Annotated in this window: 24 protein-coding genes; 14 read left to right on the top strand and 10 right to left on the bottom strand. The window is 70.3% G+C overall.

Annotated features, from left to right (window positions below):
- Positions 1-76 precede the first annotated feature (76 nt).
- Positions 77-616, bottom strand: a complete 540-nt coding sequence (locus ACFV9J_RS00875; protein ID WP_385348843.1) for a Uma2 family endonuclease — start codon at positions 614-616, stop codon at positions 77-79.
- Positions 617-697: 81 nt separating this feature from the next.
- Positions 698-994, bottom strand: a complete 297-nt coding sequence (locus ACFV9J_RS00870) for a winged helix-turn-helix domain-containing protein (RefSeq protein WP_385347892.1) — start codon at positions 992-994, stop codon at positions 698-700.
- A 159-nt stretch (positions 995-1,153) separates the two neighbouring features.
- On the opposite strand from ACFV9J_RS00870, the gene ACFV9J_RS00865 reads away from it, so the two are divergent.
- From ACFV9J_RS00865 to ACFV9J_RS00825, 9 genes are all read left to right on the top strand, one after another.
- On the top strand, positions 1,154-1,450 hold the full coding sequence (locus ACFV9J_RS00865; protein ID WP_282085004.1) for a hypothetical protein: 297 nt from the start codon (positions 1,154-1,156) through the stop codon (positions 1,448-1,450).
- A 137-nt stretch (positions 1,451-1,587) separates the two neighbouring features.
- Entirely contained in the window at positions 1,588-1,791 is a 204-nt protein-coding gene (locus tag ACFV9J_RS00860; RefSeq protein ID WP_385347889.1) for a hypothetical protein, read from the top strand.
- Positions 1,792-2,012: 221 nt separating this feature from the next.
- Positions 2,013-2,684, top strand: a complete 672-nt coding sequence (locus tag ACFV9J_RS00855; RefSeq protein WP_385347886.1) for a hypothetical protein — start codon at positions 2,013-2,015, stop codon at positions 2,682-2,684.
- Complete coding sequence (locus tag ACFV9J_RS00850) at positions 2,675-3,757, top strand: hypothetical protein (RefSeq protein WP_385347883.1); 1,083 nt, start codon at positions 2,675-2,677, stop codon at positions 3,755-3,757. The genes ACFV9J_RS00855 and ACFV9J_RS00850 overlap by 10 nt, the downstream gene beginning before the upstream one ends.
- Before the next feature lie 126 nt (positions 3,758-3,883).
- Positions 3,884-4,183: a WXG100 family type VII secretion target gene (locus ACFV9J_RS00845; RefSeq protein ID WP_282085010.1), complete on the top strand. Its 300-nt coding sequence runs from the start codon at positions 3,884-3,886 to the stop codon at positions 4,181-4,183.
- A 4-nt stretch (positions 4,184-4,187) separates the two neighbouring features.
- Positions 4,188-5,543, top strand: coding sequence for a hypothetical protein (locus ACFV9J_RS00840; RefSeq protein WP_385347879.1), 1,356 nt, complete (start codon positions 4,188-4,190; stop codon positions 5,541-5,543).
- 9 nt (positions 5,544-5,552) lie between these two features.
- Complete coding sequence (locus ACFV9J_RS00835; RefSeq protein WP_385347876.1) at positions 5,553-5,966, top strand: hypothetical protein; 414 nt, start codon at positions 5,553-5,555, stop codon at positions 5,964-5,966.
- On the top strand, positions 5,953-6,585 hold the full coding sequence (locus ACFV9J_RS00830) for a hypothetical protein (protein ID WP_385347874.1): 633 nt from the start codon (positions 5,953-5,955) through the stop codon (positions 6,583-6,585). Before ACFV9J_RS00835 ends, ACFV9J_RS00830 begins: the two co-directional genes overlap by 14 nt.
- Before the next feature lie 37 nt (positions 6,586-6,622).
- Complete coding sequence (locus ACFV9J_RS00825) at positions 6,623-7,261, top strand: hypothetical protein (RefSeq protein WP_385347872.1); 639 nt, start codon at positions 6,623-6,625, stop codon at positions 7,259-7,261.
- A 484-nt stretch (positions 7,262-7,745) separates the two neighbouring features.
- On the opposite strand, the gene ACFV9J_RS00820 is transcribed toward ACFV9J_RS00825, so the two are convergent.
- The 3 genes from ACFV9J_RS00820 to ACFV9J_RS00810 form a co-directional block, all read right to left on the bottom strand.
- The gene (locus tag ACFV9J_RS00820; RefSeq protein ID WP_240330467.1) at positions 7,746-8,045 is read right to left on the bottom strand and encodes a WXG100 family type VII secretion target; all 300 of its coding nucleotides are present in this window, start codon (positions 8,043-8,045) and stop codon (positions 7,746-7,748) included.
- A gap of 215 nt (positions 8,046-8,260) precedes the next feature.
- The gene (locus ACFV9J_RS00815) at positions 8,261-8,923 is read right to left on the bottom strand and encodes a hypothetical protein (RefSeq protein WP_385347868.1); all 663 of its coding nucleotides are present in this window, start codon (positions 8,921-8,923) and stop codon (positions 8,261-8,263) included.
- A 139-nt stretch (positions 8,924-9,062) separates the two neighbouring features.
- Complete coding sequence (locus tag ACFV9J_RS00810) at positions 9,063-9,362, bottom strand: WXG100 family type VII secretion target (RefSeq protein ID WP_240330467.1); 300 nt, start codon at positions 9,360-9,362, stop codon at positions 9,063-9,065.
- A gap of 279 nt (positions 9,363-9,641) precedes the next feature.
- Between ACFV9J_RS00810 and ACFV9J_RS00805 the strand changes: the two genes are divergently transcribed.
- Positions 9,642-14,228: an FtsK/SpoIIIE domain-containing protein gene (locus ACFV9J_RS00805; protein WP_385347865.1), complete on the top strand. Its 4,587-nt coding sequence runs from the start codon at positions 9,642-9,644 to the stop codon at positions 14,226-14,228.
- Positions 14,229-14,271: 43 nt separating this feature from the next.
- On the opposite strand, the gene ACFV9J_RS00800 is transcribed toward ACFV9J_RS00805, so the two are convergent.
- The 3 genes from ACFV9J_RS00800 to ACFV9J_RS00790 form a co-directional block, all read right to left on the bottom strand.
- The gene (locus ACFV9J_RS00800) at positions 14,272-16,578 is read right to left on the bottom strand and encodes a PQQ-binding-like beta-propeller repeat protein (RefSeq protein WP_385347862.1); all 2,307 of its coding nucleotides are present in this window, start codon (positions 16,576-16,578) and stop codon (positions 14,272-14,274) included.
- Between the two features lie 208 nt (positions 16,579-16,786).
- The gene (locus ACFV9J_RS00795; protein WP_385347859.1) at positions 16,787-18,520 is read right to left on the bottom strand and encodes a serine/threonine-protein kinase; all 1,734 of its coding nucleotides are present in this window, start codon (positions 18,518-18,520) and stop codon (positions 16,787-16,789) included.
- Between the two features lie 71 nt (positions 18,521-18,591).
- Positions 18,592-19,440 carry a menaquinone biosynthetic enzyme MqnA/MqnD family protein gene (locus ACFV9J_RS00790; RefSeq protein ID WP_385347856.1) on the bottom strand — a complete coding sequence of 283 codons (849 nt, stop codon included), beginning with the start codon at positions 19,438-19,440 and terminating at the stop codon, positions 18,592-18,594.
- 292 nt (positions 19,441-19,732) lie between these two features.
- On the opposite strand from ACFV9J_RS00790, the gene ACFV9J_RS00785 reads away from it, so the two are divergent.
- Together ACFV9J_RS00785 and ACFV9J_RS00780 are read left to right on the top strand one after the other, a co-directional pair.
- Entirely contained in the window at positions 19,733-19,936 is a 204-nt protein-coding gene (locus ACFV9J_RS00785; RefSeq protein ID WP_030813734.1) for a cold-shock protein, read from the top strand.
- A gap of 121 nt (positions 19,937-20,057) precedes the next feature.
- Positions 20,058-20,702, top strand: a complete 645-nt coding sequence (locus tag ACFV9J_RS00780) for a class I SAM-dependent DNA methyltransferase (RefSeq protein ID WP_385347853.1) — start codon at positions 20,058-20,060, stop codon at positions 20,700-20,702.
- Positions 20,703-20,717: 15 nt separating this feature from the next.
- On the opposite strand, the gene ACFV9J_RS00775 is transcribed toward ACFV9J_RS00780, so the two are convergent.
- Positions 20,718-22,658, bottom strand: a complete 1,941-nt coding sequence (locus tag ACFV9J_RS00775; RefSeq protein ID WP_385347851.1) for an AMP-dependent synthetase/ligase — start codon at positions 22,656-22,658, stop codon at positions 20,718-20,720.
- A gap of 260 nt (positions 22,659-22,918) precedes the next feature.
- Positions 22,919-24,205 (bottom strand): acetyl-CoA C-acetyltransferase, encoded by a 1,287-nt coding sequence (locus tag ACFV9J_RS00770; RefSeq protein ID WP_385347848.1) that lies wholly within the window; start codon positions 24,203-24,205, stop codon positions 22,919-22,921.
- Positions 24,206-24,367: 162 nt separating this feature from the next.
- On the opposite strand from ACFV9J_RS00770, the gene ACFV9J_RS00765 reads away from it, so the two are divergent.
- A complete protein-coding gene (locus tag ACFV9J_RS00765) occupies positions 24,368-25,660 on the top strand; it encodes a 3-oxoacyl-ACP reductase (RefSeq protein ID WP_385347846.1) in 1,293 nt (430 codons plus the stop codon).
- Entirely contained in the window at positions 25,660-26,535 is an 876-nt protein-coding gene (locus tag ACFV9J_RS00760; protein ID WP_385347843.1) for a MaoC family dehydratase, read from the top strand. Before ACFV9J_RS00765 ends, ACFV9J_RS00760 begins: the two co-directional genes overlap by 1 nt.
- The last annotated feature ends 319 nt before the right edge of the window (positions 26,536-26,854 follow it).

Below are 26,854 nucleotides of genomic sequence, written 5' to 3'. Positions count from 1 at the left end.
GAAGCGCACCCGGCCTGGGTCCGGAGGGGAACCGAGAGGATGTGTCGGAGACACTGATCGACCCCGCTCGACGGATTCAGCCCTCCCCAGTGGTCCGCGTCGGGAACGTCGCCGTGTCGATCTCGACCCGCTCTCCGGTGGCCAGCGTGAAGCTGACGGGCTGCCCGTACGGAACCTCGACAGTCCGCCCGTACCCCGAACCGTGCGGCTCCGACACCACAGTGACCATCGCCTTGAAGGGGTCGGCGACGAGGTAGAAGTCGATCCCGAAGCCACCGTACTTCCGCACGTTCCGGACGTAGTCCTTCTCGTCCTCCGGCTCGGACGGGACCTCGACCACGGCCAGTACATCAAGGCAGGAGTAGCTGTTCCTTCGACGTTCGGCACCGACATCGACGATCGTCAGATCCGGCGCGGCGTCGTTCTCCCCGGGGAAGGTGATGAGTACGTCACCGAAGACGCGCTCACGTGGGATACCGGAGGCTTTGACCGCATCCCTGGCGTCGGAAACGGTCCAGTCCTGTTCAGGACTCCGCGGCGTCATGATCACCCTGCCGTCGAACACCTCGACCTTGTACCCCTCGGGGACGGCGCCCCGCTCGATCAGCTCACTCATCACAGACACGGCGACTCACCTCCTATCGGCGTTATGACTGGGTGAGGCGAGAGGGGGCAGACATCCCGACGGGCTGGCCGTCTACTCCTGCTCGTGGTCGGCTGCCGAGGACTCGTCGGACTCCGTCGGGTAGGCGACGAAGGTGCCCTTGGCGGGGAGTGTGACCACGAGCCCACGCTCACGAAGCTCGCGAACCGCGCGACGGGCAGTGAGGTAGGCGACGCCATACTCCTCACCGAGGTCTCGTTCACCTGGAAGTCGTGCTCCCGGGCGCAGTTCACCCGCTGCAATGCGGGCAGCGATGTGGTCAGCCACCTGCATGTAGACGTACGCGATCTTGTTGGGGTCGATCGGCGAACCGCCTGAGTCTGCTGCCATACCAGCAACCGTAAAACAGCCCTGAGCTGCATCAATAGATGCGATGCAGCGCACTGCTATGCACTGACATGCGCAGCAATGTAGCCTTAAAGCCAGAAGACCCCGGCGACGGATGATGGCCGTCCCGGGGCATGGCCGACGCTGCAAAGGAGCGCCAACATGCTGGACCTTACCGTCCGCTTCCTCGCGTGGATGCTGAGTATCTGCACCCCCAGCCCACGAGGCCGCCACCGCCTGGGCGCGACGCCGCCCCTCCGATTCATCCCCGCACCGCCGCCCCGCTTCACCGAACTCCTCGACGGCAACGCTTCCCGGCTCGTGCGCCCCTACGTCCTGGACCCGGCCGAACGCCGACACCAGCGCGAACGCCGCCGCGCCGCCCACCTGGCAACCCTCGGCATCGACATCGGCCCGCACCACATCCACGGCGTACGCGTACCGGCGGCCACCCGGTGACCCGCCCCACCGTGCGCATGTGCGCCCGTTGCCAACACACCACCGACAAACCGGTCCTGGTCCACGAAGTCCACGCCGCCACAGGCCCCGGCTTCAACGTCTACGCATGCTCCGAGTGCGCCCCGCACTACCCGCCGATGACAGACCCACTCGAGATCCTCGACTCCGCCGCCCGCCGCCGCTCCCGCCTCACGCTCCGCGTCTACAAGGTCGACGCGGACGGAGCCGTGACCGACGCCGGACACAAGACCGAGATCCAGGCCGGCGGCACCAACGAACCCATCCCCCACTCAACGGCATACCCGCCATGCGCATGCCCGAGGTGCCACTCCTCCCAGTAGCCACAAGACCCACCGCCCCCTGACACCCCGCCCAGCCCCGGACACCTTTCAAGGCGTCCGGGGACGGCACCCGTTCAGGCGAGTTCAGGCCACAAGACACAGCCGCGCACGCATAAATCCTGAAGTGCCCCGCTTTCCGGACTGACTCACGCTGGCGGAACCAAGAGCCCCGTAGATACCGTCAGTAGCCGACCGCACTTCTGTCTCACGGGGAGTCCACTGTGAAGCGCCGCTCTTTGCCCGTTGCTGCCGCGCTCGCCGCCTCAGCAACCCTGCTGCTGACGGCCTGCGGGGGCGGGGACGACAAGTCCAGCGACAACGACAAGATCGCGGGAGCCGACCAGGGGACGGAGACACCGAAGGAGCCGGCGAAGCCCTCAGCGTCAGCGGCGGAGGACAAGCCGGACGGCGTCGACGTGTCCCTCCCCAAGGACATGAACCTGGTCTTCGACTGGGACAAGCCGAAGAACAAGAACGAAGAGGCCGCGATGAACGACGCGGCCAACTTCTTCCGAGCTATTTACCGAGGCGTCGACAAGCGCACGACCAAGGACGCTGCCGTGGCGGCATACGCCACCGATGGCGGACTGAAGTACGCACAAACGCAGATCCAAGCCTGGATCGAGGGTGGTTGGACAGCCACCGGAACTCTGCGCCACTACGACGTCACTACTCGGTCGGCCGAGAACGGCACGTCCGTGGAGGTGGCGTTCTGCGCCGACTCGAGCAAGTTCTACGGCAAGGAGATCAAGACCGACAAGATCCTGACAACCGACCCCAGTATCGAGGACTTCGACTACTACAAAATCATTATGGTCAAGTACCCCACGGCTGAGGGACTGTGGCAGGCATCAAAGGTTTTCGTCGAGACGAAGGCGGCAAAGTGCCAGTGAGGTCACTTCGCACAACAGTCAGCGTCGCGACACTGACGCTTGCCATCGGCGCTCTCCTTCTCACTACTCCTGCCTACGCGGGGAAACCAGTCGGGTCCGACAAAGGTGCCGAGACGGAGCAGTCGGGCGGCGCCGATGAAAGCGGCATCCACTCCACGGTCCGCATCCAGTACTCCGGATCCGTCGCCCCGAACGGCGGCAGTGGGAACGTGACGGCCTCGGACGTGACCTGGTCTCCTCCACCCTGCTGGTACGCCCCGTACCTCGGCGCCAAGGACTTCAAGAAGGAGATGTCCGCAAAGATCAAGGACGCCGCAAGCGCGCCCGGCATGACAGGGACTCCGGGGGCGGCGATCGGCCAGACGAAGGCTCACTACGAGGACGGGTTCGGCTGGGAGGACCACCCCGGATACGAGGACTACAACGTCGCCAAAGACGGCGAGGGGATGTTCTGGGCCGGCGTCGAGAATCCCAACGAGCCCGACGTCCTCAAGCGCAACTCCTGTACCGAACTCCCCTTCTGGGTCGACAACGGTGAGGCTCCGCCGCCCCGCTACGAGCGGGCCATCACCCCGGAGATACTCGCCGCCCTCGCCTACCAGCACATGGAACTCCCTGGCACCGAGGTCACCCTCGCCCCGGCAGAGACCACGAAGGTGAACCTGCCGACCTGGGCCTGGCTCGACAAGGCCGACTTCCACGAGGTCCAGGCCACGGCGGCCATCAACGCCCCCGGCTTCGCCCTCACGGCCACGACCACCGCCAAGCCCGTGTCGCTCAAGCTGGAGCCGGGCACCCCGGATGCCGAGACGTACCCCGCCTCAGGCGAGTGCACGATCAACGACGACGGCTCGATCGGCGAGCCCTACGCCAAGGGCAAGGCCGACCGGACCCCGCCCTGCGGCATCAAGTACCTCCGCTCCTCCGGAGACGGCACCTTCGACCTCCAGGCCACCATCACCTGGGAGATCGCCTGGACCGGCACCGGCGGCGCGGGCGGCGACCTGCCCGACGGCACCTTCGAGAACGCCCAGGCCGTCACGGTGCAGGAGATCCAGGCGGTCAACCGCTGATGAGATCCACAGGCCACGCAGAGGCCGTGAAGACGCGGCCTGGTCTCGGGCCGAATGTGCCGCCTGGGGCGAGGCGGTCCCACCCCATGCGGGCCGACACGATCAAGCACGCGGGAAGGAAAGTGCGTGGGTGAGCCGGACCTGACGGTCGACTTTGACTTCCTCAGAGACTGCGAGCGCAAACTCGGTCAGCTCAAGAAGACCTTCGAGGACATCGAGAACCGCCGGGATGACATGAAGGAGCATTGGGGCTCCGGTTCCGTCGCCGATGCCATGGAGGACTTCGTCGACAATTGGGACGACTACCGCACCAGGCTCATCGAGTCAATCGAATCGGTCGGCAAGCTCGTGGCCGGCAGCAAGAAGGCGTTCCAGGATCTGGACGACGAACTGGCCAAGGCAAACAAGAAGAAGCAGAAGAAGTAACGCCATGACACCGACTTCCAAGCGCCGTCCGGTGGACTGGCAGCCGTTGTGCGAATCCGATCCCATTCCCGGAGACCCTGAGGAGATCCGCGCCGAGGTCAAGCACATGATCTCGGTGGCCAAGAAACTCCGGGACCAGGCCAAGAATCTGAAGGCGATCAGCGACGACGAGACCCTGAAGGGCAAATACGTAAAGACCCTGCGCGACGAGTCCTCCACGCTGGAGAAGCACATGCGGGAGGTGGCCGGACGGTACGAGCGGGTGCATGGCCACCTGACCAAATGGTCGAACGAACTGGAGGATTTCCAGAGCGACGCCGACACGCTCCTGCGCCAGGCCAAGGAGAAGCAGGAGGAGGTCGAGGCTGACAAGGCAAAGAAGGCCGCTTCGGAGGACAAGGACGTCCCGCACGCGTCCCCCAGTGGCACCAGCCCTGCCGACGACCCCATCCAACCGTTCCGAATCACTCTGGACACCCTCACCGGCAACAGGAGCACTCGCGCCAACCACTACGCCGGGAAGATCCGCGACGAGATCGACGATGTGATCGAGGATTCGTGGTGGGACGACGTCAAGGGCTGGGTTCATGACCATGCGGACGGGCTCAAGGCCTTCATCGATGCGCTCGGCTGGGTCGCGACAGTTGCCGGCTTCCTGGCACTCGCCTGTCCTCTATTGAACTTCGTCGTCCTTGGCATCGCGGTGCTAACAATCGGGCTCAGACTCCTGCTGGTGGCATCCGGCGACGCCTCCTGGACGGACGTCATCTTCGATGTCGTGGGTGGGCTGCTCGTCGTGGGTGGCCTAGGGGCTGCCGCGAAGCTCGCCAGCGGCGCCAAGGCCACCGTGGGCGCTGCCCAGGCCGCCCGGACCGCCGGCCTGCGGCAAGGATTCAGGGGCGTCAAGAGTGTCCTGGACGAAACAGGACGGTTGATGACCAACCTGCCGGCAGGGGCAGGGCGGCAGGCCCTCGGAGCGGCCCGTAACGCGATGCGCAAGTCCATCTCTCAGAACGTCGGCCTGGTCACCAAAGGGCCCCTGCGGGTCAGCCCGTTGTCGACGCTGGTGCACCTCGGCGACAAGGAGATGGCTGGCATGGCGAAGATGCTGCAGGCGAACAAGGCCGCCTTCCCAGCGGCCGCAGGGGCGGCAGCAGACAAGGCGTACAAGACCTACCAAGCAAGCCTCGGCATCGCCTGGACCGGCATGGGGATGGACGTCGTGGACAAGGCACTGGGCAAGAGCGACCTGACAAGCTGGACCAAGGAGGAGGTCGGAACCGGCGAGAAGCCTTACAACGCGGCGTACTCAGACTGGAAAGACAACACGCTGAAGCCCGCCCCCGACACTCACTGGTGAGGAATGAGCATGGACCTGAACTCGGCGCATCGCATTGCCGAGGCCGAAGCCACACGCACCGGGCTTGGCACCGGCCCTAACCGACGACTCCGGCTGACGCTGTTCATCGGAATGCCACTGTTCCTGCCGGTATTGGGAGTCATGATCCTGCTGCCGAAGCCACTGATGAACGACGTGCTCTACGTTTACGAGGCCGGGATCATCGGCTGCCTCCTGCACTACGTCTGGGTCTTCGCGAAGTACCCCCGGTACGCGGACCGGCCTCCTTACCTCACCCGGGACCTCGCCATGGGCGGCGGCTTCTTTCTGCCATCACTCTTCTTCGGATTCTGGCCGGGCATGATCGCCGCCCCGGCGTGGGCGATTTTCGTAGGCGGCACCTATGCCGTGGAAGTGACGCGGGGGCGCAATGAACACCGCTGAGCACCGTCGGTCCCCGATCGGTTTCAACCTCGTGCCGCCACCCGGCTGGGATGTCATTCCGCTGCGCACGGGCACCCAGGAGGCGATGGACCACATCGTCCGCAAGGCCGTCGCGCAACTACCCGTGGGCTTCCCCAAGGATGACATTCCGAAGGCACGACTGAAGCTCACCCAGGAGATGAAGAAGGTCGTGCGCCGGGCCAGGGCCAAGGGCGGAATGACCCTCTACCTCCCCACCGAACGCCTTCACGGCGTCGCGCTTCCCGTTTCGATCGTGGCCTCCGCGCCGATCGACATTCCACGGGTCAGGCCCGCTGGCGGCCCGGACGCGGTCCTGGCGGCGCTCGCCTCCGTAACTCCAGGTGCCGAGACGCGCACGCTCGATGACACCGCGGCTCTGCGCTCGGAGCGGGAGGTGCCTGCCGACGCGGCCCAGGGCGTCGACGTCGCTCACCGCCGCGTCGCGTACTTTGTCCCGGTCCCGGACAGCGCCCCCGACCAGTACCTGGCCTTCTCTTTCAGCGCCCTGATCGCGCCCGGCTCGGATCCCGCCTTCTATGACATCCTCGTGGAGTTGTTCGATGCTGTGATGAACACCTTCCGCTGGAGCTACGCCTGAAGGCCCTCTCTGCCGCCCCCGAAGAAAGTGACCACTCATGTCCGACGGCACCCTGTGGAGCACCGATCTTGGCGCCCCGCTCCACATCGACACGGATGCCAACCCAGACGTCTGGGGCTATCTTCACCTCCAGATCGACAAGAAGAACCTCAAGGAATGGCTGGACCTGCACCTGACCGGCCTGGCCGCCATCCACGGCATCGAACTCACCCGCAAACTCCGCCGATTCCACAAGGACTTCTACGAGAAGACAATCGTCATGCTCCGGGACAAGCTGGAGGCCGACGAAGCGTTTATCTACCACCCTGTTCCGCTGACCTACATGCCGCTGGTGATGCACGCTACCCGCATCCACTGCGAGGCCCGTGACACGACCTCCTGCGAGGGAATCACCGCGCTCACTGTGCCGCACCCCGAGATCCCCGATTGGCAGCAGCGAACCGGCAGCATTTCGTTCGCCTCTCCGCACCTGGGCGCGGACGGGGTCCGGGGCACCCGCTCCTACCCTGCGGACAGCGGCATCATGATGACCTCGGTGACGTACCACTGGCACACTCCGCCCGGCCTCCCCGACATCTTGCTCCGCGGGCACCACGACGATCCGGAAGTGATCGCCGCGGCCATGGAGCCCCTGGACGACTTCGCGCGGACGCTCCGGCTCCCTGCGGCCCATTGACCGGCGCCGCCGAGAACTGGCTGCCTGTCGAGTACGACGGGTCAACCGCAGCCGACACCCGTCACGGGTCGTATCAACTCGGTATGTGCGGACTGGCTCCTCACGGGGCTCCTCCCCTTTGGGGCATGGGACGTTCGGGCGCGTCCGGGAAGAACTGGGTGCAATGGCGTCGACTGCGGCTTCAGGTCAGCTGCGGCGATGGCACAGGGCGGGCCATGAACGGGCCAACCTGCTTGACGACACCACCGCGGACGCAATCCGTCATTCGACATGACCCTCCCACGTTCGGTGCCGGGGTGTGAGGCGGACTGGGCAGGTGTGTGGGGCGCAATGACCTCTACCGTCGCTGCCCCGGAACCAGCGCAGAGAGTGGGAGATCGCGTCGCATCGGGTTACCGCCTCCTCAGGAGCCACCCATCCCGGGCGCGGCTGAACACGGATCGTGCTTCGCCACGCCCGAACGATGTGGCGGTCACCGACGTCACTAGCCCTTGGCGCTCTTAGCCAGCTGCTCGTCCAGGTCCTCATACGCCTTCTTGGCGTTGGTGAGGAACTTGGACAGGCCCTCCAGGCCCTTGACGGTCTTGGCCGCGCCCTTGGTGAAGTCCTTGATGGACTCGTCGTACGCACCGGAGGCCTTCTGCGTGGTGAAGCCGTTGGCGACCAGCTCCTCCACACCCTTCTCGATGGCCTTCAACATGTCTTCCATGTCGCCCATCGCCTTGATCAGGTCGGTGGCCTTCTTCTCCATCTCGGCATAAGTAAGGTCCGTGTCCTTCGCCATGACAGCTCTCCCTCCCGTCGCCTCAGGGCCTTCCCCCGCGGCGTGACTGACGCGGTACACCCGGCCGTTCGTCCACCGGCCGTCCGCATGCGCAAAGATCCTACGGGCGAGGCACTTGGGACGACAGGGATGCCCGGCAGCACAAGCGTGAACCGGTGCACATCCCGGCCCATGAAGGCGGGCCTCGGTCGGCGAGGAGAACTGGTCGGCCGTCTTCATGCGGTGCCCCCGTCCGCGGACGTCGAGGTGCCTCCCGTCGGGAGCGGAGTGATCCGCATGGTCCGGACCGCTTCGTCGGCCAGTTCGGTGATCTGTTCTGTGAGGGCGGCCTTCTCCCAGATCACCGTGACGACGACAAATCTCTCCATGCCGGGTGGGAAGACGGCGTACTTGATGAACTCGGCCAGCTTGCGGCCGAAGCCGAGCATCCGCTTGACCTTGAGCATCGCCTGGATGCGCACGGCGGGCCCCGCGGCCAGCTCGAGGCGGGTGATCTGGGGGTCACCCGTGACCTGTGCGTTTCCCCACTGCAGAAGCAGCGGGATGACCTCTTCCGGGCCTGGGCGGGATACGCCCTCGTCTCCGTACGAGTCGACCGTGAGGTTGGCCAGGGCCTCCCCCGCCTCGGAGTAGTACGCCGCCGCGAGGGTGGGCACGTCGTCGTTGAGGTCCACGGCCCGCTCGACCATGTCGTCGAGGACCGCGCTCTTCTCGATCTCGAGGCCCAGTGGATTGAGCCGGTTCACGACCTCCGTGGCCAGCGCCTTGGCCTCGGCCCGGGTTCCTTCGCGCAACGTGAGATCGATCCAGCCGGGCTGGAACTCGAAGGCGCACTCGAAGGTCTCGTCCAGCGGAGCGGGATCGTCCAGCGTGGTCATGCTCGAACCTTTCGTGCGCATACGGACGCGGGCTCAGCCGGTTCCGGTCGCCTTCTGAAGGGTTCGTCCAGACAGACAACCCGGTGCGACAGAACACTTACGCCCCGCCGAACCGGGCTGCGTCGCGTGATGTCCCGGCTCAGCCCTTGGCGCTCTTGGCCAGCTGCTCGTCCAGGTCCTCGTACGCCTTCTTGGCGTTGGTGAGGAACTTGGACAGGCCCTCCAGGCCCTTCACGGTCTTGGCCGCGCCCTTGGTGAAGTCCTTGATGGACTCGTCGTACGCGCCGGAGGCCTTCTGCGTGGTGAAGCCGTTGGCGACCAGCTCCTCCACACCCTTCTCGATGGCCTTCAACATGTCCTCCATGTCGCCCATCGCCTTGATCAGGTCGGTGGCCTTCTTCTCCATCTCGGCATAAGTAAGGTCCGTGTCCTTCGCCATGACAGCTCTCCCTCCCGTCGCCTCAGGGCCTTCCCCCGCGGCGTGACTGACGCGGTCCACCCGGCCGTTCGTCCACCGGCCGTCCGCATGCGCAAAGATCCTACGGGTGGAGCTCTTGGGACGACAGGGATGCCCGGCAGCACAAGCGTGAACCGGTGCACATCCCGGCCCGTGCGGCCCAGCGCATCCCGTTGCCTGGGGGTGAGGTACGGCGGCTAAGGTCGCTCCAATGTGTTCAGCGTTCCGGGGGGCGGCCTCAGCCCAGCGAGGAGGACGAACGTGCGCCTGAGTCTGACCGTCGTCGACCCCGTCGGCGGAGCCAGCACCGATGTGGTGCTCGACGCCGATGCGGAGTCGTCGGTCGGCGACATCACTCGGGAGCTGGCGCGCCATGTCGGTGTCACCGGTGGTGCGGAGATCATCCCCATCGGCGGGCGCCCCGGCCCCGGCGGTACACCGCAGGCCTTCGTCGACGGCTACGCCCTCGACCCCGGCGCCACCATCGTCGGCTCGCCGCTGCGCGAGGGCGCTGTCGTCAGCCTGCACGATCCCGCGGGCTGTGTGTCCGGCGAGCCGACGGGTGTCGTGGAGTTCCGCGTGGCCGGCGGTCCCGCCGCCGGTGCCGTGCACCGGCTGGGTGTCGGCCGGTACGACATCGGCAGCGGCCCGGCCGCGCACCTGCGCATCGACGACCCCGAACTCGCCACGCGTGCCGCCACTCTGTCCATCGCCATGGACGGCACCTGCGACGTCGCCCTGCACGGCATCGAGCCGAAGAAGGCCGGGGACGAGGAGAAGGGCGGCGGCAGTCGTCCGCGGCTCGACGGCGAAGGCTTCGACGGCGGCAGCTGGCCTCTCGGGTCCCAACTCGCTCTCGGCAACACGCTCCTGGAGATAGCCGGCTACTCCCCTCCCGACGCTGCCCTGAAATGGTCCGAAGACGGAGCCGGGCTCGACTACAACCGGCCTCCGCGACTGCGGCCGGCGGAGCGCACGACGCAGTTCCGGCTGCCTTCTCCGCCCAGGGAGTACGAAGTCCGGCCGCTGCCCTGGCTGATGGCCCTGTTTCCGCTGGTCGGCGCGGTCGTGTCCGTCATGATCTTCGGGCGCTGGTACTACCTGATCATGGCTCTGCTGAGTCCGGTCATGCTCTTCGGCAACTACTTCAATGACAAGAAGCACGGACGCAAGTCCCATGCGAAGCAGGTCAAGGAGTACAAGGAGACCAAGGAGCGGATCGAGAAGGACGCCCAGGACGCGCTGCGGCTGGAGCGGCTCGACCGACGGGGCGCCAGTCCCGATCCCGCCGCTGTGCTCGCCTTCGGGACCGGACCTCGTACCCGGCTGTGGGAGCGGCGGCGCACGGACGCCGACCATCTGCTCCTTCGGGTCGGCACCGGCCAGGTGCCGTCCGAAGTCGTTCTCGACGACCCGGAGCAGGACGAACACAAGCGTCAGGTCACCTGGGAGATCGAGGACTCTCCCGTCGCACTGCCGCTGAGGGACCTGGGCGTCATCGGTGTCGCCGGGCCCGGCGACTCGGCGCAGGCACTCGCGAGATGGGCCGTGGCGCAGACCGCGGTGCTGCACAGCCCGATGGACGTTCAGTTCTACGTGCTCACCGAGAACCACGCGCAGCCACGCTGGGACTGGGTCCGCTGGCTCCCGCACGCCCGCCCCGCGAGCGGCCAGGACGTCAACGTGGTGATCGGGACGGACTCCGAGACGGTGAGCGCCCGGGTCGGCGAGCTGACGCAGTTGCTCGACGCCCGGCAGAAGGCCCTGAAGGAGAACGGCAGCGGTGGTGTCGGCCCCGCCTTCGCCGACCCGGACATCGTCGTCGTGTGGGACGGGTCGCGTCGGCTGAGGTCGCTGCCGGGCGTGGTACGGCTCCTGCGGGAAGGGCCGGCGGTCGCCCTGTACGCGATCTGCCTGGACGAGGAGGAGCGCTTCCTGCCGGGGGAGTGTCAGGCCTTCGTCGTCGCCGAGCCGGTGGCCCACGACGCCGCCGTCGCCGCCGCACGGCCCGGCAATCCCCCGCAGGCCGCCGCCGGTGGCTTCCCCTCCTTCCAAGCCTGGCACCAGGGCGCCCAGCAGAACGAGCAGGCCGCCGAGCGGGCCCCCGAACTGCGACTGCGTGTCGAGCAGACCGGTGCCCGGCGCAGGTCCGGTGTGCGGCCCGACCTCGTCTCCCCCGCCTGGTGCGCGCGGCTGTCCCGGGCGCTGGCGCCCCTGCGCGACATCAGCGGCGAGACCGAGGACTCCGCGCTCCCGTCCTCGAGCCGGCTCCTCGACGTGCTCCAGCTGGAGCCCCCGACCCGCGACGACGTGGCCGCGCGCTGGCGCATGGGCGGCCAGTCCACCATGGCGGTCGTCGGTGAGTCCTACGACGGTCCCTTCGGCATCGACATCCGGCGCGACGGCCCGCACGGCCTCATCGCCGGTACGACCGGTTCGGGCAAGTCGGAGCTGCTCCAGACCATCGTGGCCGCGCTCGCCGTCGCGAACACGCCCGAGAACATGACGTTCGTCCTCGTCGACTACAAGGGCGGGTCCGCCTTCAAGGACTGCGTCAAGCTCCCGCACACCGTCGGCATGGTCACCGACCTCGACGCGCACCTCGTCGAACGCGCCCTGGAATCGCTGGGCGCGGAGCTGAAGCGGCGCGAGCACATCCTCGCCGCCGCCGATGCCAAGGACATCGAGGACTACCAGGACCTGGCGCGCCGGGACCCGTCCCACGCGCCCGTGCCCCGGCTGCTCATCGTCATCGACGAGTTCGCGTCCATGGTGCGCGACCTGCCGGACTTCGTGACGGGTCTCGTCAACATCGCGCAGCGAGGCCGCTCCCTGGGCATTCACCTCCTGCTGGCCACCCAGCGGCCGAGTGGTGTCGTCTCGCCCGAGATCCGCGCCAACACCAACCTGCGGATCGCGCTGCGCGTGACCGACGCCGGTGAGTCGACCGACGTCATCGACGCTCCCGAAGCCGGTCACATCGCCAAGAGCACCCCGGGCCGCGCGTACGTCCGGCTCGGCCACGCCTCCCTCATCCCCTTCCAGTCGGGCCGCGTGGGTGGCCGCCGCCCCGGTGCCGCCGATCCGGCGGCGCTCGCCCCGTGGGCCGGGCAGCTCTCCTGGCAGGAACTGGGCCGGGCCGCGCTGACGAAGCCCAAGACCGAGGCGCGGGAGGACGACGAGATCACCGACCTCAAGGTCCTGGTCGACGCCATCCGGGAGGCCAACCACAGCCTCGGCATTCCGGCCCAGCACTCTCCGTGGCTGCCCGCCCTGGACGAGTCCCTGCTGTTGGACGACATTCCGGAGGTGCGCGGTCAGGGGGCGCTGCCGGCGGCCCCGTACGGCATCGCGGACCTGCCGTCCGACCAGGCCCGCCGCCCGGTGGTCGTCGACTTCGCCGCCTTCGGGCACCTGCTCGTCGCCGGTGGCCCGCGCAGCGGCCGCTCGCAGGTGCTGCGTACCGTCGCGGGCTCCCTGGCCCGCACCCTGTCGAGCGCCGACGTCCATCTGTACGGCATCGACTGCGGCAACGGCGCCCTCAACGCGCTGACCCGGCTGCCGCACTGCGGCGCGGTCGTCAGCCGCAATCAGCAGGAGCGGGTCATCCGGTTCTTCAACCGGCTCACCGGCGAACTGACCCGGCGTCAGGACCTGCTGGCGGAGGAGGGCTACGCCGACATCGGGGAGCAGCGGGCCGCCGCGGCCGAGGACGGGCGACTGCCCCACATCGTGGTCCTCCTCGACCGCTGGGAGGGCTGGCTGCCCACGCTCGGCGAGTACAACCACGGCGACCTCACCGACCAGGTGATGGCGATGATGCGCGAGGGCGCGAGCGTCGGCCTGCACCTGGTGATCACCGGCGACCGTCAGCTGCTGACGGGGCGGATCTCCTCCCTCACCGAGGACAAGTACGGTCTGCGCCTCGCGGACCGCGGCGACTTCTCGTTGCTGGACATCAACGCGCGCAAGATCCCCGAGGAGATTCCACCCGGCCGCGGCTTCGCCGCCGGGACTGCGACCGAGACCCAGTTCGCCCTGCTCGCCGAGGACACCACCGGTCAGGGCCAGGCTGCCGCGCTCGCCGCGATCGGCGAGGCGGCGACCGCCCGGGACGCCGGGCTGCCGCGCTCCCGCCGCCCGTTCCGCGTCGACGTCCTGCCCAGCCGGATCTCCTTCGCCGACGCCTGGGCGATGCGTGACCCGGTGGCGAGCGCCTCCCCGCTGTGGGCGCTGGTCGGTGTCGGCGGCGACGAACTCACCGCCTTCGGCCCCGACCTCGCCCAGGGCGTCCCGGCGTTCGTGATCGGCGGGCCCGCGAAGTCCGGGCGCAGCACCGTGCTGGCGAACGTCGCGCGCTCCTGCCTCGCCCAGGGCGTACGGCTGATCCTGGCGACGCCCCGCCCGTCCCCGCTGCGTGAACTGGAGGGGACGGAGGGCGTCCTGAAGGTCTTCACCGGCCGGGACATCGACGAGGACGAGATGGAGGAGCTGATCGGGACGGCCAGTCCCGAGCAGCCGGTCGTCGTCCTGGTCGACGACGCCGAGGTGCACGACGACTGCGACGCCGAGGACGTCTTCAAGCGCATCGTCGAACGCGGGGTGGAGGAAGGGCTGGCCGTCGTCATCGCCGGTGACGAGGAGGAGATCTGCGACGGCTTCTCAGGTTGGCAGGTCGACATGAAGAAGGCCCGCCGCGGCATCCTGCTGTCTCCGCAGGACAGCTCCGCGGGAGAGCTGATCGGCATCCGCACGAACCGGAGCATGGTCGGCGGCCAGATCACTCCCGGCAAGGGCATGCTGCACCTCGGCAGCGGGGAGCACCTGACGGTCACGACGCCGATGTGACGGGCACCGGCCGCCCGGAAAAGGCGGGCACCGGCCGTCCTCGCTACACCGCCGGCAGCGCGTAGATTTCGTGGCCGTGCGTCGCCAGCAGTCGGTTGCCCGCGAGGGCGACCTGCCACGGCTCGCCGGCGGCTTTACTGTCGGTGTACGTCCAGCGGAGCTTGCCCGTCCGCGTCTCCAGGGCGACGATGCCGCCGTCGACGGCGCCGGTGGCGCCGTACAGGGTCGAGCCCACGCGGCGGAACGACTCCGGGCCGTCGACGTCCAGTTCGTCGCAGAGCCAGTTCCGCTTGCCGGTCTTGACGTTCACCGCCCATACGCCGTCGTCGTGGTCGCTGACGTAGAGCACGCCGTCGACGACCGTCGGGTTGTCGAAGCCGCGTCGGCCGGCCGGGTCGAGTGTCCAGGCCGAGCTGCCCTTCTCCACGTCGATGGCCTTGAGTTCGTCGCCCGGGAGGAAGACGAGGCCGTTCGCGACCGTGGGCCGCCAGGACCACTCGTCACCGATCTTCCTGGTCCACACCTGGCCGCCGGTGGCGGTGTCCCGGACGGTGAGGTTGAGGTTCGAGTCGGCGTAGACCAGGTACTTGCCCGAGGCGGTGCCCTGGACGTCGTAGTCCTTCGTGCCCCAGTCCCGGTGCTGGATCCACGTCTTCTTTCCCGTGGTGTGGCTGACGGCCGCGACGGCCGTGCGGTACTCGGTGGCGCTCTTGGACTGGCCGTAGTCGGTCGCCGTGACGTAGACGTTCTTGTCGTCGATCGCGATGGTGTCCTCGACGGACAGCTGCTTGCCGAGGCGGCTGCGCCAGGCCTCTTCGCCGGTCTTGACGTCGTAGGCGACCAGGGCGCCCTCGTAGTCGCCGTCGGCGAGGTACACCTTGCCGTCGTGGAAGAGGAGTTGGGCCCCGGGCCGGCAGATGCCCGCCTTGGTCCAGCGGGCCTTGCCGGTCCGGACGTCGTAGGCCACCAGCGGGTCGGCGCTGACCAGGAGCAGTCCGTCGTGGGTGAGGAGCGGTACGCGCGGGCTGGTGCTGTCCTTCCCGGCCGACTTGTGCCACAGCGGCTGCGGGGCCACCCCGGCGGGCGGCGTCGTGAAGTCGTCGTCCGCCGGACCGGCCGAAGTCCCGGTGCCCGGTGCCCCCTTCGCGTCGTCGGACGCGTCGTCGGACGTGAGCGCCCACGCGATACCGCCCCCGGCCACCGCGACGGCCGCCGCGCCGCCCAGGGCCAGGCCGAGGACGCGACGACGGGAGCGGCCGGGAGCGGGGTCCGCGGCCTGTCCGACTCGGACGGTGCCGGGCAGCGGAGTCCCGTACACGGGCGCCGCGGTGCCGCCGGGCGCCGTGCCCTGAGCGGGCGTTCCGGTCGACGACGCGCCGTCGAGCATGGTCGGTGCCGGGCCGAAGCCTGTCACCGGGTGGTTCTCCGGCTGCGGAGCGGTCCCCGGCGTTCCGGGTGCCTCCAGGTCCAGGATCCCCGCGGCGTGGGTCGCGATGGTCGACGCGACGGCCGACGGCAGCCAGTCGTGGAGGGCGGCGTCGATGCCCTGCCCGGCCAGCGCGGCGACGATCTCACCCGGCTGCGGGCGCTGCGCCGGGTCCTTCATCAGGCAGGCGCGGACGAGTCCCAGCAACGACGGGGGCACGTCCGTCAGGTCGGGTTCTCCGTGCACGACCTGGTAGAGCATCCCCGCGTGCGAGGTCGTGCCGTCCCCGAAGGCACTCCGCCCGGTGGCCGCGAACACGAGCACGGAACCGAGGGAGAAGACGTCACCCGCGACGCCGACGTCCTTGCCCATCGCCTGCTCCGGCGACATGTAGCCGGGCGAGCCGACCACCACGCCGGTCTGGGTCATACGGCTGCCGTCCACCGCCCGTGCGATGCCGAAGTCGATGAGCCGGGGTCCGTCGGCAGCGAGCAGGACGTTGGACGGCTTGAGGTCCCGGTGCATCAGGCCCGCCGCGTGGATGTCCCGCAGCGCCGCGGCGAGACCGGCGGCCAGTGCGCGCACCGTGCGTTCGGGCAGCGCCCCGTGGGCCGCGACCACGTCGGTCAGGTCGGGGCCGAGGACGTACGACGTGGCGAGCCAGGGCAGCGGCGCGTCCGGGTCGGCGTCCGCGACGGGTGCGGTGAACCGGCCGGAGACCGCCTTCGCGATCTCGACCTCGTGCCGGAAGCGCGCGCGGAAGTCGTGGTCGGCGGCGAGGTCGGGGCGGACCACCTTGACGGCGACGGTACGGCCGCCGGGCGATCGGGCGAGGTAGACACGGCCCATTCCACCGGCGCCGAGCCTTCGCAGGAGGCGGTAACCGCCCAGCTCCCGCGGATCGTCCGACTGCAGTGTCTCCATGGCGGGCCTTCCCCGTAGCGAAACCTTGACGAACGCCTTGCCGAACGCCCTGACGAACGCCCTGCCGAACGCCCTGACGAACGGTCACCTCATCGCCGGTGTTCGTCTCGCAGACACAGTAGTAACAACGGGGGCAGGGCCATTACCGGGGCACGGCGCGGCGCAGGGGGTGGGCGGGTGTCGGGTGGCGGGTGGAGACCCGGTCCCGCTAACCGACCTTCGACAGCCGTGCCTTCGGCCGTCCCGACTCCTCGCTCTTCGACGCGTAGTCGAGGTCGTCGCCGACCGGGGTGAAGGTGACGGTGGTGGGCGCGGGGTTGCAGCCGTCGTGGTTGCCCTCGGCACCGACCGACCCGGCGACGAGCTGCTTCTCCGTCACCTTCTTGAGGGTGATCACGTCGACGCAGACGCCGCCCAGCGCGTCGGTCTGGCGGAGCCTGCCCAGTTCCTGGCCGGCCTTCGCCTGCTTGATGGTGATCCGGAAGGTGCCCAGCGGCAGCTTGCCGTCCAGGGCGGTGGCCTGGCCCTCCCAGGTGCCGAGGTAGCGCGCGGGCAGCGCCCCGGCGGTGGCGGCGGGAGGCTCGTGGGTGCCGTCGTCGCCCCCCGCGTTGTTCGCGTCGTTGCCCGAGCCCGGCAGCAGGTCCAGGACGAACACCGACCCCACCGTCACCGCCGCCAGCGCGCCCGCCACCGCCAGTGCCACGGTGCAGCTGAGCCGCCGGCCGCGTCCCTGGGCGTCCTGCGTCGAGGTCGCCGCGACGGAGAGGGCGAGCCGGCCCGGGGGGTGCGTCGTGCCCGCCCCGGCGCACGCGTCGTCGTTCGGTGGCCCGGCGTCCCTCGGGCCGGGGACGGACGGGAGGACGGGAGAAGGGGCAGGGGCAGGGGCAGGCGACGAGGGTGGGTACGAGGGCGACGTGGGCGTCGGCATCACCGGGGGCGGGCCGAACACACCGGCGGCCGGGGTCGCCACCCCGGCGTCACCCCCCGCCGTGACCGACGGCCGGCTGAACCCCACGGGCCCCGAGGCCCCGGACTCCGCCTCCCCCGCCTCCAGGTTCAGCAGCTGTACGGCGCTCCGGCTGACCCGTTCCACCAGCGCCCCCGGCAGCCAGCCGCCGGTCACCAGGCGGGCGGCGCCCTCGGGGGCCAGGCGCCGGGCCACCTCGGCGGGGGCCGGTCGGGCGGACGGGTCCTTCGCCAGGCAGGAGGCGACCAGCTCGCGCAGCTCCCCGTCGTCCAGGCCGTCGAGGCTCGGCTCCTCGTGGACGACCTTGTAGAGGAGCGCGGCCGAGGAGTCACCCGGGAAGGGCGGCTGCCCCGTCGTCGCGTACGCCAGTACGGCCCCCAGCGAGAAGACGTCCGCCGCGCCGGTCACGCCCTTGCCGAGGATCTGCTCGGGGGACATGTAGCCGGGGGAGCCGATGGACACCCCGGTGGAGGTCAGGGAGGCGGTGCCGTCCGTGGCGCGGGCGATGCCGAAGTCGATCAGGAGGGGGCCGTCGAGGGTGAGGAGGACGTTGGACGGCTTCACGTCACGGTGGACGAGGCCCAGTTCGTGCACGGCCGCCAGCGCCTCGCCGAGGCCCGCGCCGAGCGCCCGTACCGAGTGGGCGGGCAGCGGGCCGCCGTCCGCGACGGCCGCCGTCAGGGACGGGCCGGCCGCGTACGCCGTGGCGACCCACGGCACGCGCGCCTCGGGGTCGGAGTCCAGTACGGGCGCGGTCCAGGCGCCGCCGACCCGGCGCGCGGCGGCCACCTCGCGCCGGAACCGGGCCCGGAACTCCTCGTCCAGCGCGAAGTGCGGGTGCACGATCTTCACCGCGACCGTGCGGCCGCCGGCGCTGCGGCCCAGGTAGACCCGGCCCATGCCGCCGGAGCCCAGCCGGCCGAGCAGCCGGTAGGGCCCCACCACGGTGGGTTCGTCGACTTCGAGCGGCCGCATGGCGTCCACCCCTCCCCCGTACGCCGGTACCTGCGAGCAGGGTAGTGGGCCGCGGCGACGCCCCGGCCGTGTCAGGGCTTGAGCAGCTCCACCTTCACGTCCGCCGGGAAGCCCGTGGTGGGGCCGACACGGCGGGCGAACTCCGTGACCGCCTCCAGCTGCGGGGCGCCGAAGCGGAAGTCGAGGGTGGTGAAGTACTTCGCGAGGGTCTCCTCGTCGAAGGCCTCCCAGCGGGCGGCCTGCTCGGCGACCTTCTCCACCTCGTCCAGGGAGAGGTCGCGGGAGGCGAGGAAGGCCTCGTGCACCTTGCGGGCGATGACCGGCTCGCGCTCCACGTAGTCCCGCCGCGCCGCCCAGACCGCGAAGACGAACGGCAGGCCCGTCCACTCCTTCCACAGGGCGCCCAGGTCGTGCACGTCGAGGCCGTAGCGCGGGCCGTCGATCATGTTGGCGCGCAGGGCCGCGTCCCCGATGAGGACGGCCGCGTCGGCCTCCTGCATCATCAGGCTCAGGTCCGGCGGGCAGGTGTAGTAGTCCGGCTGGACGCCGAAGCGCTCCGACAGCAGGAGCTGGGCGAGGCGTACGGAGGTGCGCGAGGTCGACCCGAGGGCGACCCGGGCGCCGTCCAGGCGGTCCAGCGGGACCTGGGAGACGATCACGCACGACATCACGGGGCCGTCGCAGCCGACGGCGATGTCCGGGAAGGCGACGAGGTCGTCGGCGTTCTTGAGGAATTCCACCAGGGTGACGGGACCGATGTCGAGATCACCGCGCACCAGCTGCTCGCTTAGCTTCTCCGGGGTGTCCTTCGTCAGCTCGAAGTCGAGGAGCGTGCCTGTTCTCGCGAGCCCCCAGTACAGGGGCAGGCAGTTCAGGAACTGGATGTGGCCGACACGCGGCCGGGTGCGAGAATTGTCCACATCGGGAGGCTAGCCCTCCGCCCGCATCCGCCCGTCGGCGACCCCCGGCGTCAGCCGAACGGCGCAGGCGTTCAAACGTCCGGGTGAAGTGATCTTGACCTCTGTTGCGCTCGGGGGCCTGCGTGCTAGGCTCACAGCAAGTTGCAGTTTGGTTTCCCTTGCAGTACAGAGCCTGCGGAGCATGTGACCGCGGGCTCTCGTCGTTCTCAGACGTATGCAGTTGTGCGACATTCAAAGTCTTCACACTTGCTGGTTCTGGAGCAGGGCAACCCTTTGGGCCCAAGGAGGGCTTATGGCTACCGGAACCGTGAAGTGGTTCAACGCCGAAAAGGGCTTTGGTTTCATCGCCCAGGAAGGCGGCGGCCCCGACGTCTTCGTCCACTACTCCGCGATCAACGCGACCGGCTTCCGGTCCCTCGAGGAGAACCAGCAGGTGAACTTCGACGTCACGCAGGGCCCCAAGGGTCCGCAGGCGGAGAATGTCACTCCTGTCTGATTGACAGCAGTACCCAAGGAGCCCCGCGCCGGTTTCGGCGACGGGGCTCCTGCCTTTTATGAATCCTTCGTGAATTCGGCGCCGGGACCAGGCTGTCAGTGGCTGCCACTAGGGTCCGCCCATGACCGCCGACCCCGCCTTCGTGGCCACCACTCGAACCTTCTACGACGCCATCGCCGAGGACTACCACGTCCGCTTCCGCACCGTGCTCGACGACGCCCCGCTGGACCGGGCGCTGATGGGCGCCTTCGCCGAGCTGGTCGGACCGGAGGGGCAGGTGGCCGACCTGGGCTGCGGGCCCGGCCTGGTCACCGCGCACCTCGCCTCGCTGGGCCTGCGCGTCTTCGGCCTCGACCTGTCCTCCTCGATGCTCGCGATCGCGCGCCGCGAGAACCCGGGGCTGCGCTTCGAGCAGGGGTCCATGCTCGACCTCGACCTGCCGGACGGCACCCTCGCGGGGGCGGTCTCCTGGTACTCGTCGATCCACACGCCGTGGGAGCGGCTGCCGGACCTCTTCGGCGAGGTGCGGCGCGTGCTGGCCCCGGGCGGTCATCTGCTGCTCGGTTTCCCGGTCGGTGACGAACCCAACCACCACGACCGGCCGTGGGGCCACCCGGTCGCCCTGGACTTCGAACGGCGACGGCCGGAGCCGATGGCGGAGCTGCTGGAGCAGGCCGGGTTCACCGTGCTGTCCCGGACGGTGCGGATCACCGAGGAGACCACCGTCGCCCAGGTCCCGCAGGCGTTCCTCATCGCCCGCCGCTGACCCCCCAGGGCTGCCCTACCCCTCGTACAGCCCCTCGTACAGCCCCTCCACCGCCCCCGCGAAGTCCCGCATGATCACCTCGCGCCGGAGCTTCATGGAGGGGGTCAGGTGGCCCTCCCACTCGGTGAAGTCCCTGGGCAGGACGGCGAAACGGCGGATGGACTCCGGGCGGGAGACCAGTTTGTTGGCCTCGTCGACGGCGCGCTGGAGCACCGCGTGGACCTCCTCGTCGTCCACCAGCAGCTCCGGCGGCACCGGGTGCTTGCCGTTCATCCGGCGCCAGTGGGTGACGCCGTCCGGGTCGAGGGTGAACAGGGCGGAGACGTAGGGCCGGCGGTCGCCCAGGACGATGCACTGGGAGATCAGGGGGTGGGAGCGCAGCCAGTTCTCCAGCGGGGCCGGGGCGACGCTCTTGCCGCCCGCGGTGATCAGCAGCTCCTTCTTGCGGCCGGTGATCGTCAGATAGCCCTCGTCGTCCAGGCTGCCGATGTCACCGGTGGCGAACCAGCCGTCGGGTGCGGCCTGGACGACGCCCCCGGCCTGCGGGTCCCAGTAGCCGTGCAGGACCTGCTCCCCCGCGACGAGGATCTCGCCGTCGGCGGCGATGCGGATGCGGGTGCCGGGCAGCGGCCAGCCGACGGTGCCCAGGCGCGGCTTGAGCGGGGGCGTGACGGTGGCCGCGGCGGTGGTCTCGGTGAGGCCGTAGCCCTCGAAGATCTCGATGCCGGCGCCGGCGTAGAAGGCGGCCAGGCGGCGGCCGAGCGGGGAGCCGCCGCAGATGGCGTACTTGACCCGGCCGCCCATAGCGCCCCGGATCTTCCGGTAGACGAGCGGGTCGTAGAAGGAGCGGGCGGTCTTGAGGCCGCGGCCGGGGCCGCTGCCCGTGCCGGTCTGGCGGGCCTCCTTGGCCTCGCCGTAGCGCACCGCCACCGAGGCGGCGCGGTCGAAGGCGGAGGCCCGGCCTCCGGACTCGGCCTTGGCGCGGGCGCTGTTGAAGACCTTCTCCAGCATGTACGGGATGGTCAGCAGGCAGGTCGGGCGGAAGGCCGCCAGGTCGGGGAGCAGGTCCTCGGGTTTCAGGCTGGGCGCGTGGCCGAGGCGGACCCGGGCGCGGACGCAGGCGACCGCGACCATGCGGCCGAAGACGTGGGACATCGGCAGGAAGAGCAGGATCGAGGGCTCCTCGCCGGTCTCCGCCTTGAAGACGGGGTAGAGCAGCTCGATGGCGTTGTCGACCTCGGCGAAGAAGTTGCCGTGGGTGAGCACGCAGCCCTTGGGGCGGCCGGTGGTGCCGGAGGTGTAGATGAGGGTGGCCAGCGTGCCCGGGCCGAGCATGCCGCGGCGCACCTCCACCTCCGCGTCCGGCACCCGCGCACCCAGCTCCGCGAGCCGCTCCACGTGGCCCTTCTCCATGACCCACAGGTGCCCCAGGTCGGGGATGCGGTCCAGCTCGGGGCCGAGGGCCGCGGCCTGCGCGGTGGTCTCGGTGACCAGGGTGACGGCGCCGGAGTCCTGGAGGATCCAGCGGGTCTGGAAGAGCGAGGAGGTGGGGTAGATCGGGACGGTGACCAGCCCCGCCGCCCACGCGGCGAAGTCCAGCAGCGTCCACTCGTACGTCGTCCGGGCCATGATCGCGATGCGGTCGCCCGGCATCAGCCCCTCGGCGATCATGCCCTTGGCCACGGCCAGCACCTGCCCGGCGAACTCGGCGGCCGTCACGTCGGACCAGTCACCCTCCGGCGACCTGCGGCTGAGGACGACCTGGCCCGGGACGGCCGCCGCGTTGTCGAAGGGCAGGTCGGCGAGGGACCCGCGGCGCACCGGCGGCGCGAACGGCGGTACGTAGGCCTCCCGTACGGCTCCGTCCAGCATCCGCGTCTCGGGCGCCACCAGGGTGGGGCCGGGCGAGTCGGCGTAGGCGGCGGATGCGGCGAAGGACGGAAGCGGGGTGGACACGGGCGGCTCCTGGGACGTGCAGCGAAGACACTGCTCCTGCTTCTGCGGTCGCGGCTTCCGGTGCCGCTGCTTCGGCTGTCGCTGCTTCTGCTGCATGACGTACGTGCCTCGCGCGCCGAGGCGTTCATCGCCGGTTCCGCGGACATGGGTTACCGGCGGTCAGTTCCGGGATCGTACGGGGCCCAGGTGGGGACTTGGTGCGCGTTCCACGATCTTCCCGCGCCGGAGGTGTGCAGTCTTGGGGGTTACCTGAGGGTAGGTCACGTTCGTTCCAGTATGGCCGTGACGCCCTGGCCGCCCGCCGCGCAGACCGAGATCAGGCCGCGCCCCGGTCCGTCCCGCTCGGCGAGCAGGGTGGCCAGGGTCGCCACGATACGGGCGCCGGTGGCGGCGAAGGGGTGGCCGGTGGCGAGGGAGGAGCCTGCCACGTTCAGGCGGTCCCGGTCCACCGGGGCCAGGCCGCGCTTCTCCCAGGCGGCCAGCGTGGCCAGCACCTGGGAGGCGAACGCCTCGTGGATCTCGACGAGGTCGAAGTCCCCGATGCCGAGCCCCGCCCGCTCCAGCATCCGGGGGACCGCGTACGCGGGCGCCATCAGCAGCCCGTCCTCACCACCGGCCACGTCCCCGCCGGCGAAGTCCACGGCGGCCGTCTCGTACGCCGTGAGGTAGGCGAGGGGTCCGACGCCGCGGGCCTCGGCCCACTCCTCGCTCGCCAGGAGCACCGTCGCGGCGCCGTCCGTCAGGGGCGTGGAGTTGCCCGCCGTCATGGTGGGGCCGGGGGCGTCTAGGCCGAACACGGGGTTCAGCGCGGCCAGTTTCTCCACCGTCGAGCCGGGGCGCAGGTTCTGGTCGCGGGCCAGGCCGCGGAAGGGAATCACCAGGTCCTGGAAGAGGCCGCGTTCGTACGCCGCCGCCAGCCGCTGGTGGCTCGCGGCGGCCAACGCGTCCTGCTCCGCACGGGTGATGCCCCAGGCCCGTGCGGTGACCGCGGCGTGCTCGCCCATCGACAGGCCGGTGCGCGGCTCGGCGTTGCGCGGGATGTCGGGGACCAGGTGTCCCGGGCGGACCTTGGCCAGGGCCTTGAGCCTGCCGCCGGTGGTCTTCGCCCGGCGGGCCTCAAGGAGGATGCGGCGCAGGCGGTCGTTGACGCCGAGCGGGGCGTCGCTCGCGGTGTCCGCGCCGCCCGCGATCGCCGACCCGGTCTGGCCGAGGGCGATCTTGTTGGCGGCGGCGATCACGGCCTGGAGGCCGGTGCCGCAGGCCTGCTGGATGTCGTAGGCGGGAGTGCGCGGGTCGAGGGCCGAGCCGAGGACCGTCTCGCGGGCAAGGTTGAAGTCCCGGCTGTGCTTGAGGACCGCGCCGGCCACGAACTCGCCGACCGCGCCCGGCTCCTGGAGTTCGTACCGCTCGACCAGGGCGTCGAGGGCCGCGGTGAGCATCTCCTGGTTGGAGGCGGTGGCGTACGGCCCGTCGGAGCGGGCGAAGGGGACGCGCGTGCCGCCGATGACCGCGACGCGGCGTGCGGGCTGCGGTGCCAGAGGGCTCATCTCGACCTGCTCCTCACCCGTGACATAGACTTACCTCCGGTAACCTTACTCCAGAGTAAGCAGCAGTGGGCGGCACGAGCCCGACCGCCGGCCCCTGGACACTCCCCCACGCTCCAACACGCTCGCGCGGGGGGACCCCCATCCGCCGCCTGGGAGACAGACATGGCCGACCGCTATCTCAGCTTCACCGGCACCGCACCCGGCCGTTTCCTCACCCGACGGCTCGGGCTGCCACAACCCGCCGAGCTGCGGCGGGACGCGCTCGACGGCGGCCTGCTGCACCTCACCGCCGGAAAGACCGACCTCGACCTCGCACCCGTCCTCGCCCGCACGGGCCTGCCCCGGGACGAGGACGGCCGCCCCGCCGCCGTCGTCCTCGACGCCACCGGCGTACGGGACGTCGACGCGCTGGCCGAGGTGCACGCCGCGCTGCACCCCGTCCTACGGTCCGTCGCCGCGAGCGGCCGGGTGGTGGTGCTCGGCGCCCCGCTCGACCCGGCCGACCACCACCAGGCCGCCGTCCAGCAGGCGTTGGAGGGGTTCACGCGCTCGCTCGGCAAGGAGATCGGGCGGGGCAGGACGGTCAACCTCGTACGGCTCACCGACGCGGCGCCCGCCGAGTCCACCCTCCGCTTCCTCCTCTCCCCCGCCTCCGCCTACGTCAGCGGCCAGGTGATCGGGGTCGGGGCGGCGGGTGAGAGCGCCGGCCCCGACGACTGGACCCTCCCCCTCGCCGGGCGCACCGCCCTGGTCACCGGCGCCGCCCGCGGAATCGGCGCGGCGGTCGCCGAGACGCTGGCGGGGCAGGGCGCCCAGGTCGTCGTCCTCGACGTGCCGCAGGCCGAGGACGCCGCCCGCCGGGCCGCCGAACGCCTCGGCGGCACCGCGCTCGCGCTGGACATCACGGCCGCCGACGCGGGCGAGCGCATCGCCGCCGCGCTGCCCGGCGGGCTCGACGTCCTCGTCCACAACGCGGGCATCACCCGCGACCGGCGCCTGGTCAACATGCCCGCCGACCGCTGGAGTTCCGTGCTCGACGTCAACCTCGCGAGCGTCCTGCGCACCACGGACGCGCTGCTCGCCGCGGGCGCCGTCAACCGGGGCGGCCGGATCGTGGCGACGGCCTCCATCGCGGGCCTCGCGGGCAACGCGGGGCAGACCAACTACGGCGCGAGCAAGGCCGGGATCGTCGGGCTGGTCCGCTCGCTGGCGCCCCGCGCCCTCGCCGAGCACGGGGTGACGGTGAACGCGGTGGCACCGGGATTCATCGAGACGAGGATGACGGCGGCGGTCCCGCTCCTCATCCGCGAGGCCGGCCGCCGCATGAACTCCCTCGCGCAGGGCGGACTGCCCGTCGACGTCGCCGAGACGACCGCCTGGCTCGCGCACCCCGCCTCCGGCGCGGTCAACGGCCAGGTCGTACGGGTCTGCGGCCAGAGCCTGCTGGGGGCGTGATGACCACCGCGGCCCCGACCCCCGCCACCCTGACCGGCGTCCCCGCCCTGGCCCCGCTCCTCGCGCGCGGCGCGCTGCTGTCACCCCTCAAGCGCCCCCGTCCGGACGCGGACTTCCCCCGCACCCGGCTGGTCCTGCCCGGCCTGCGCGTCGACCTCGCGCGGCTCGCGGCGTACGAGCGGGTGTGCGGGTTCGCGACCGGCGCGGACGCGCTTCCCGTGACCTATCCGCACGTGCTGGGCTTCCCGATGGCCATGCGTCTGATGAGCGGCCGGGGCTTCCCGCTGCCGCTGCTCGGCCTCGTCCACACGTCCATCGGCATCACCCGCCGGGCCGCCATGCCCGCGACCGCCGGGTACGAACTCACCGTGTACGTCGAAGGGCTGGCCCCGCACCGGCGCGGCACCGAGGCGACGGTGGTCACGGAGGTCCGTGCCGGGGCGGACCTGGTCTGGGAGTCCCGCAGCACCTACCTGGCCCGGCACCGCACCACCACCCGGCCGCCTGCCGGGGAGCCCCCCTCGGGAGAGCGGGAACCCCTCCCCGTGCACGCCGAGTGGCGACTCGCCGGTGACATCGGGCGGCGTTACGGCACCGCCTCCGGTGACCGCAACCCGATCCACCTGCACCCGCTCACCGCCCGCCTGTTCGGCTTCCCGCGGGCCATCGCGCACGGCATGTGGACGGTGGCCCGGTGCCTCGCCGAGCACGGGACACCGGACGCGGCCGCGGTACGGGCGGAGTTCCGGGCGCCCGTGCTGCTGCCGGGGACGGTGGCGTACGGGGCCGGGGACGGCCGGTTCGAACTGCGCGGCGGCGACGGAGGACGACGGCTGCACCTCTCCGGCGAGATCGGCCCCTACCCGGCGTCCTGAACCACCGGCACGGGCTCGCCCGGTCCGGACTCCCCCGGTGGTCCGGGCTTCCCCGGTCCGGACTCCCCCGGTGGTCCGGGCTTCCCCGGTCCCGGCTCCTCCGGTCCGGACTCCCCCGCGGCGGCGACGGGGAACGGCGACTGCACCTCTCCAGCGAGATCGGACCCTACCCGACGGCCTGAACCACCGGCACGGGCTCCACCACCGGCACGGGCTCGCCCGATCCGGACTCCCCCGGTGGTCCGGGCTTCCCCGGTCCCGGCTCCTCCGGTCCGGACTCCCCCGCGGCGGCGACGGGGAACGGCGACTGCACCTCTCC

The sequence above is a fragment of the Streptomyces sp. NPDC059906 genome, from assembly GCF_042730645.1.
In the GTDB taxonomy this organism is placed as follows: domain Bacteria; phylum Actinomycetota; class Actinomycetes; order Streptomycetales; family Streptomycetaceae; genus Streptomyces; species Streptomyces rubrogriseus.
The sequence above is the reverse complement of the archived record's forward strand: the minus strand, read 5'-3'. Positions and strand labels throughout refer to the sequence as shown.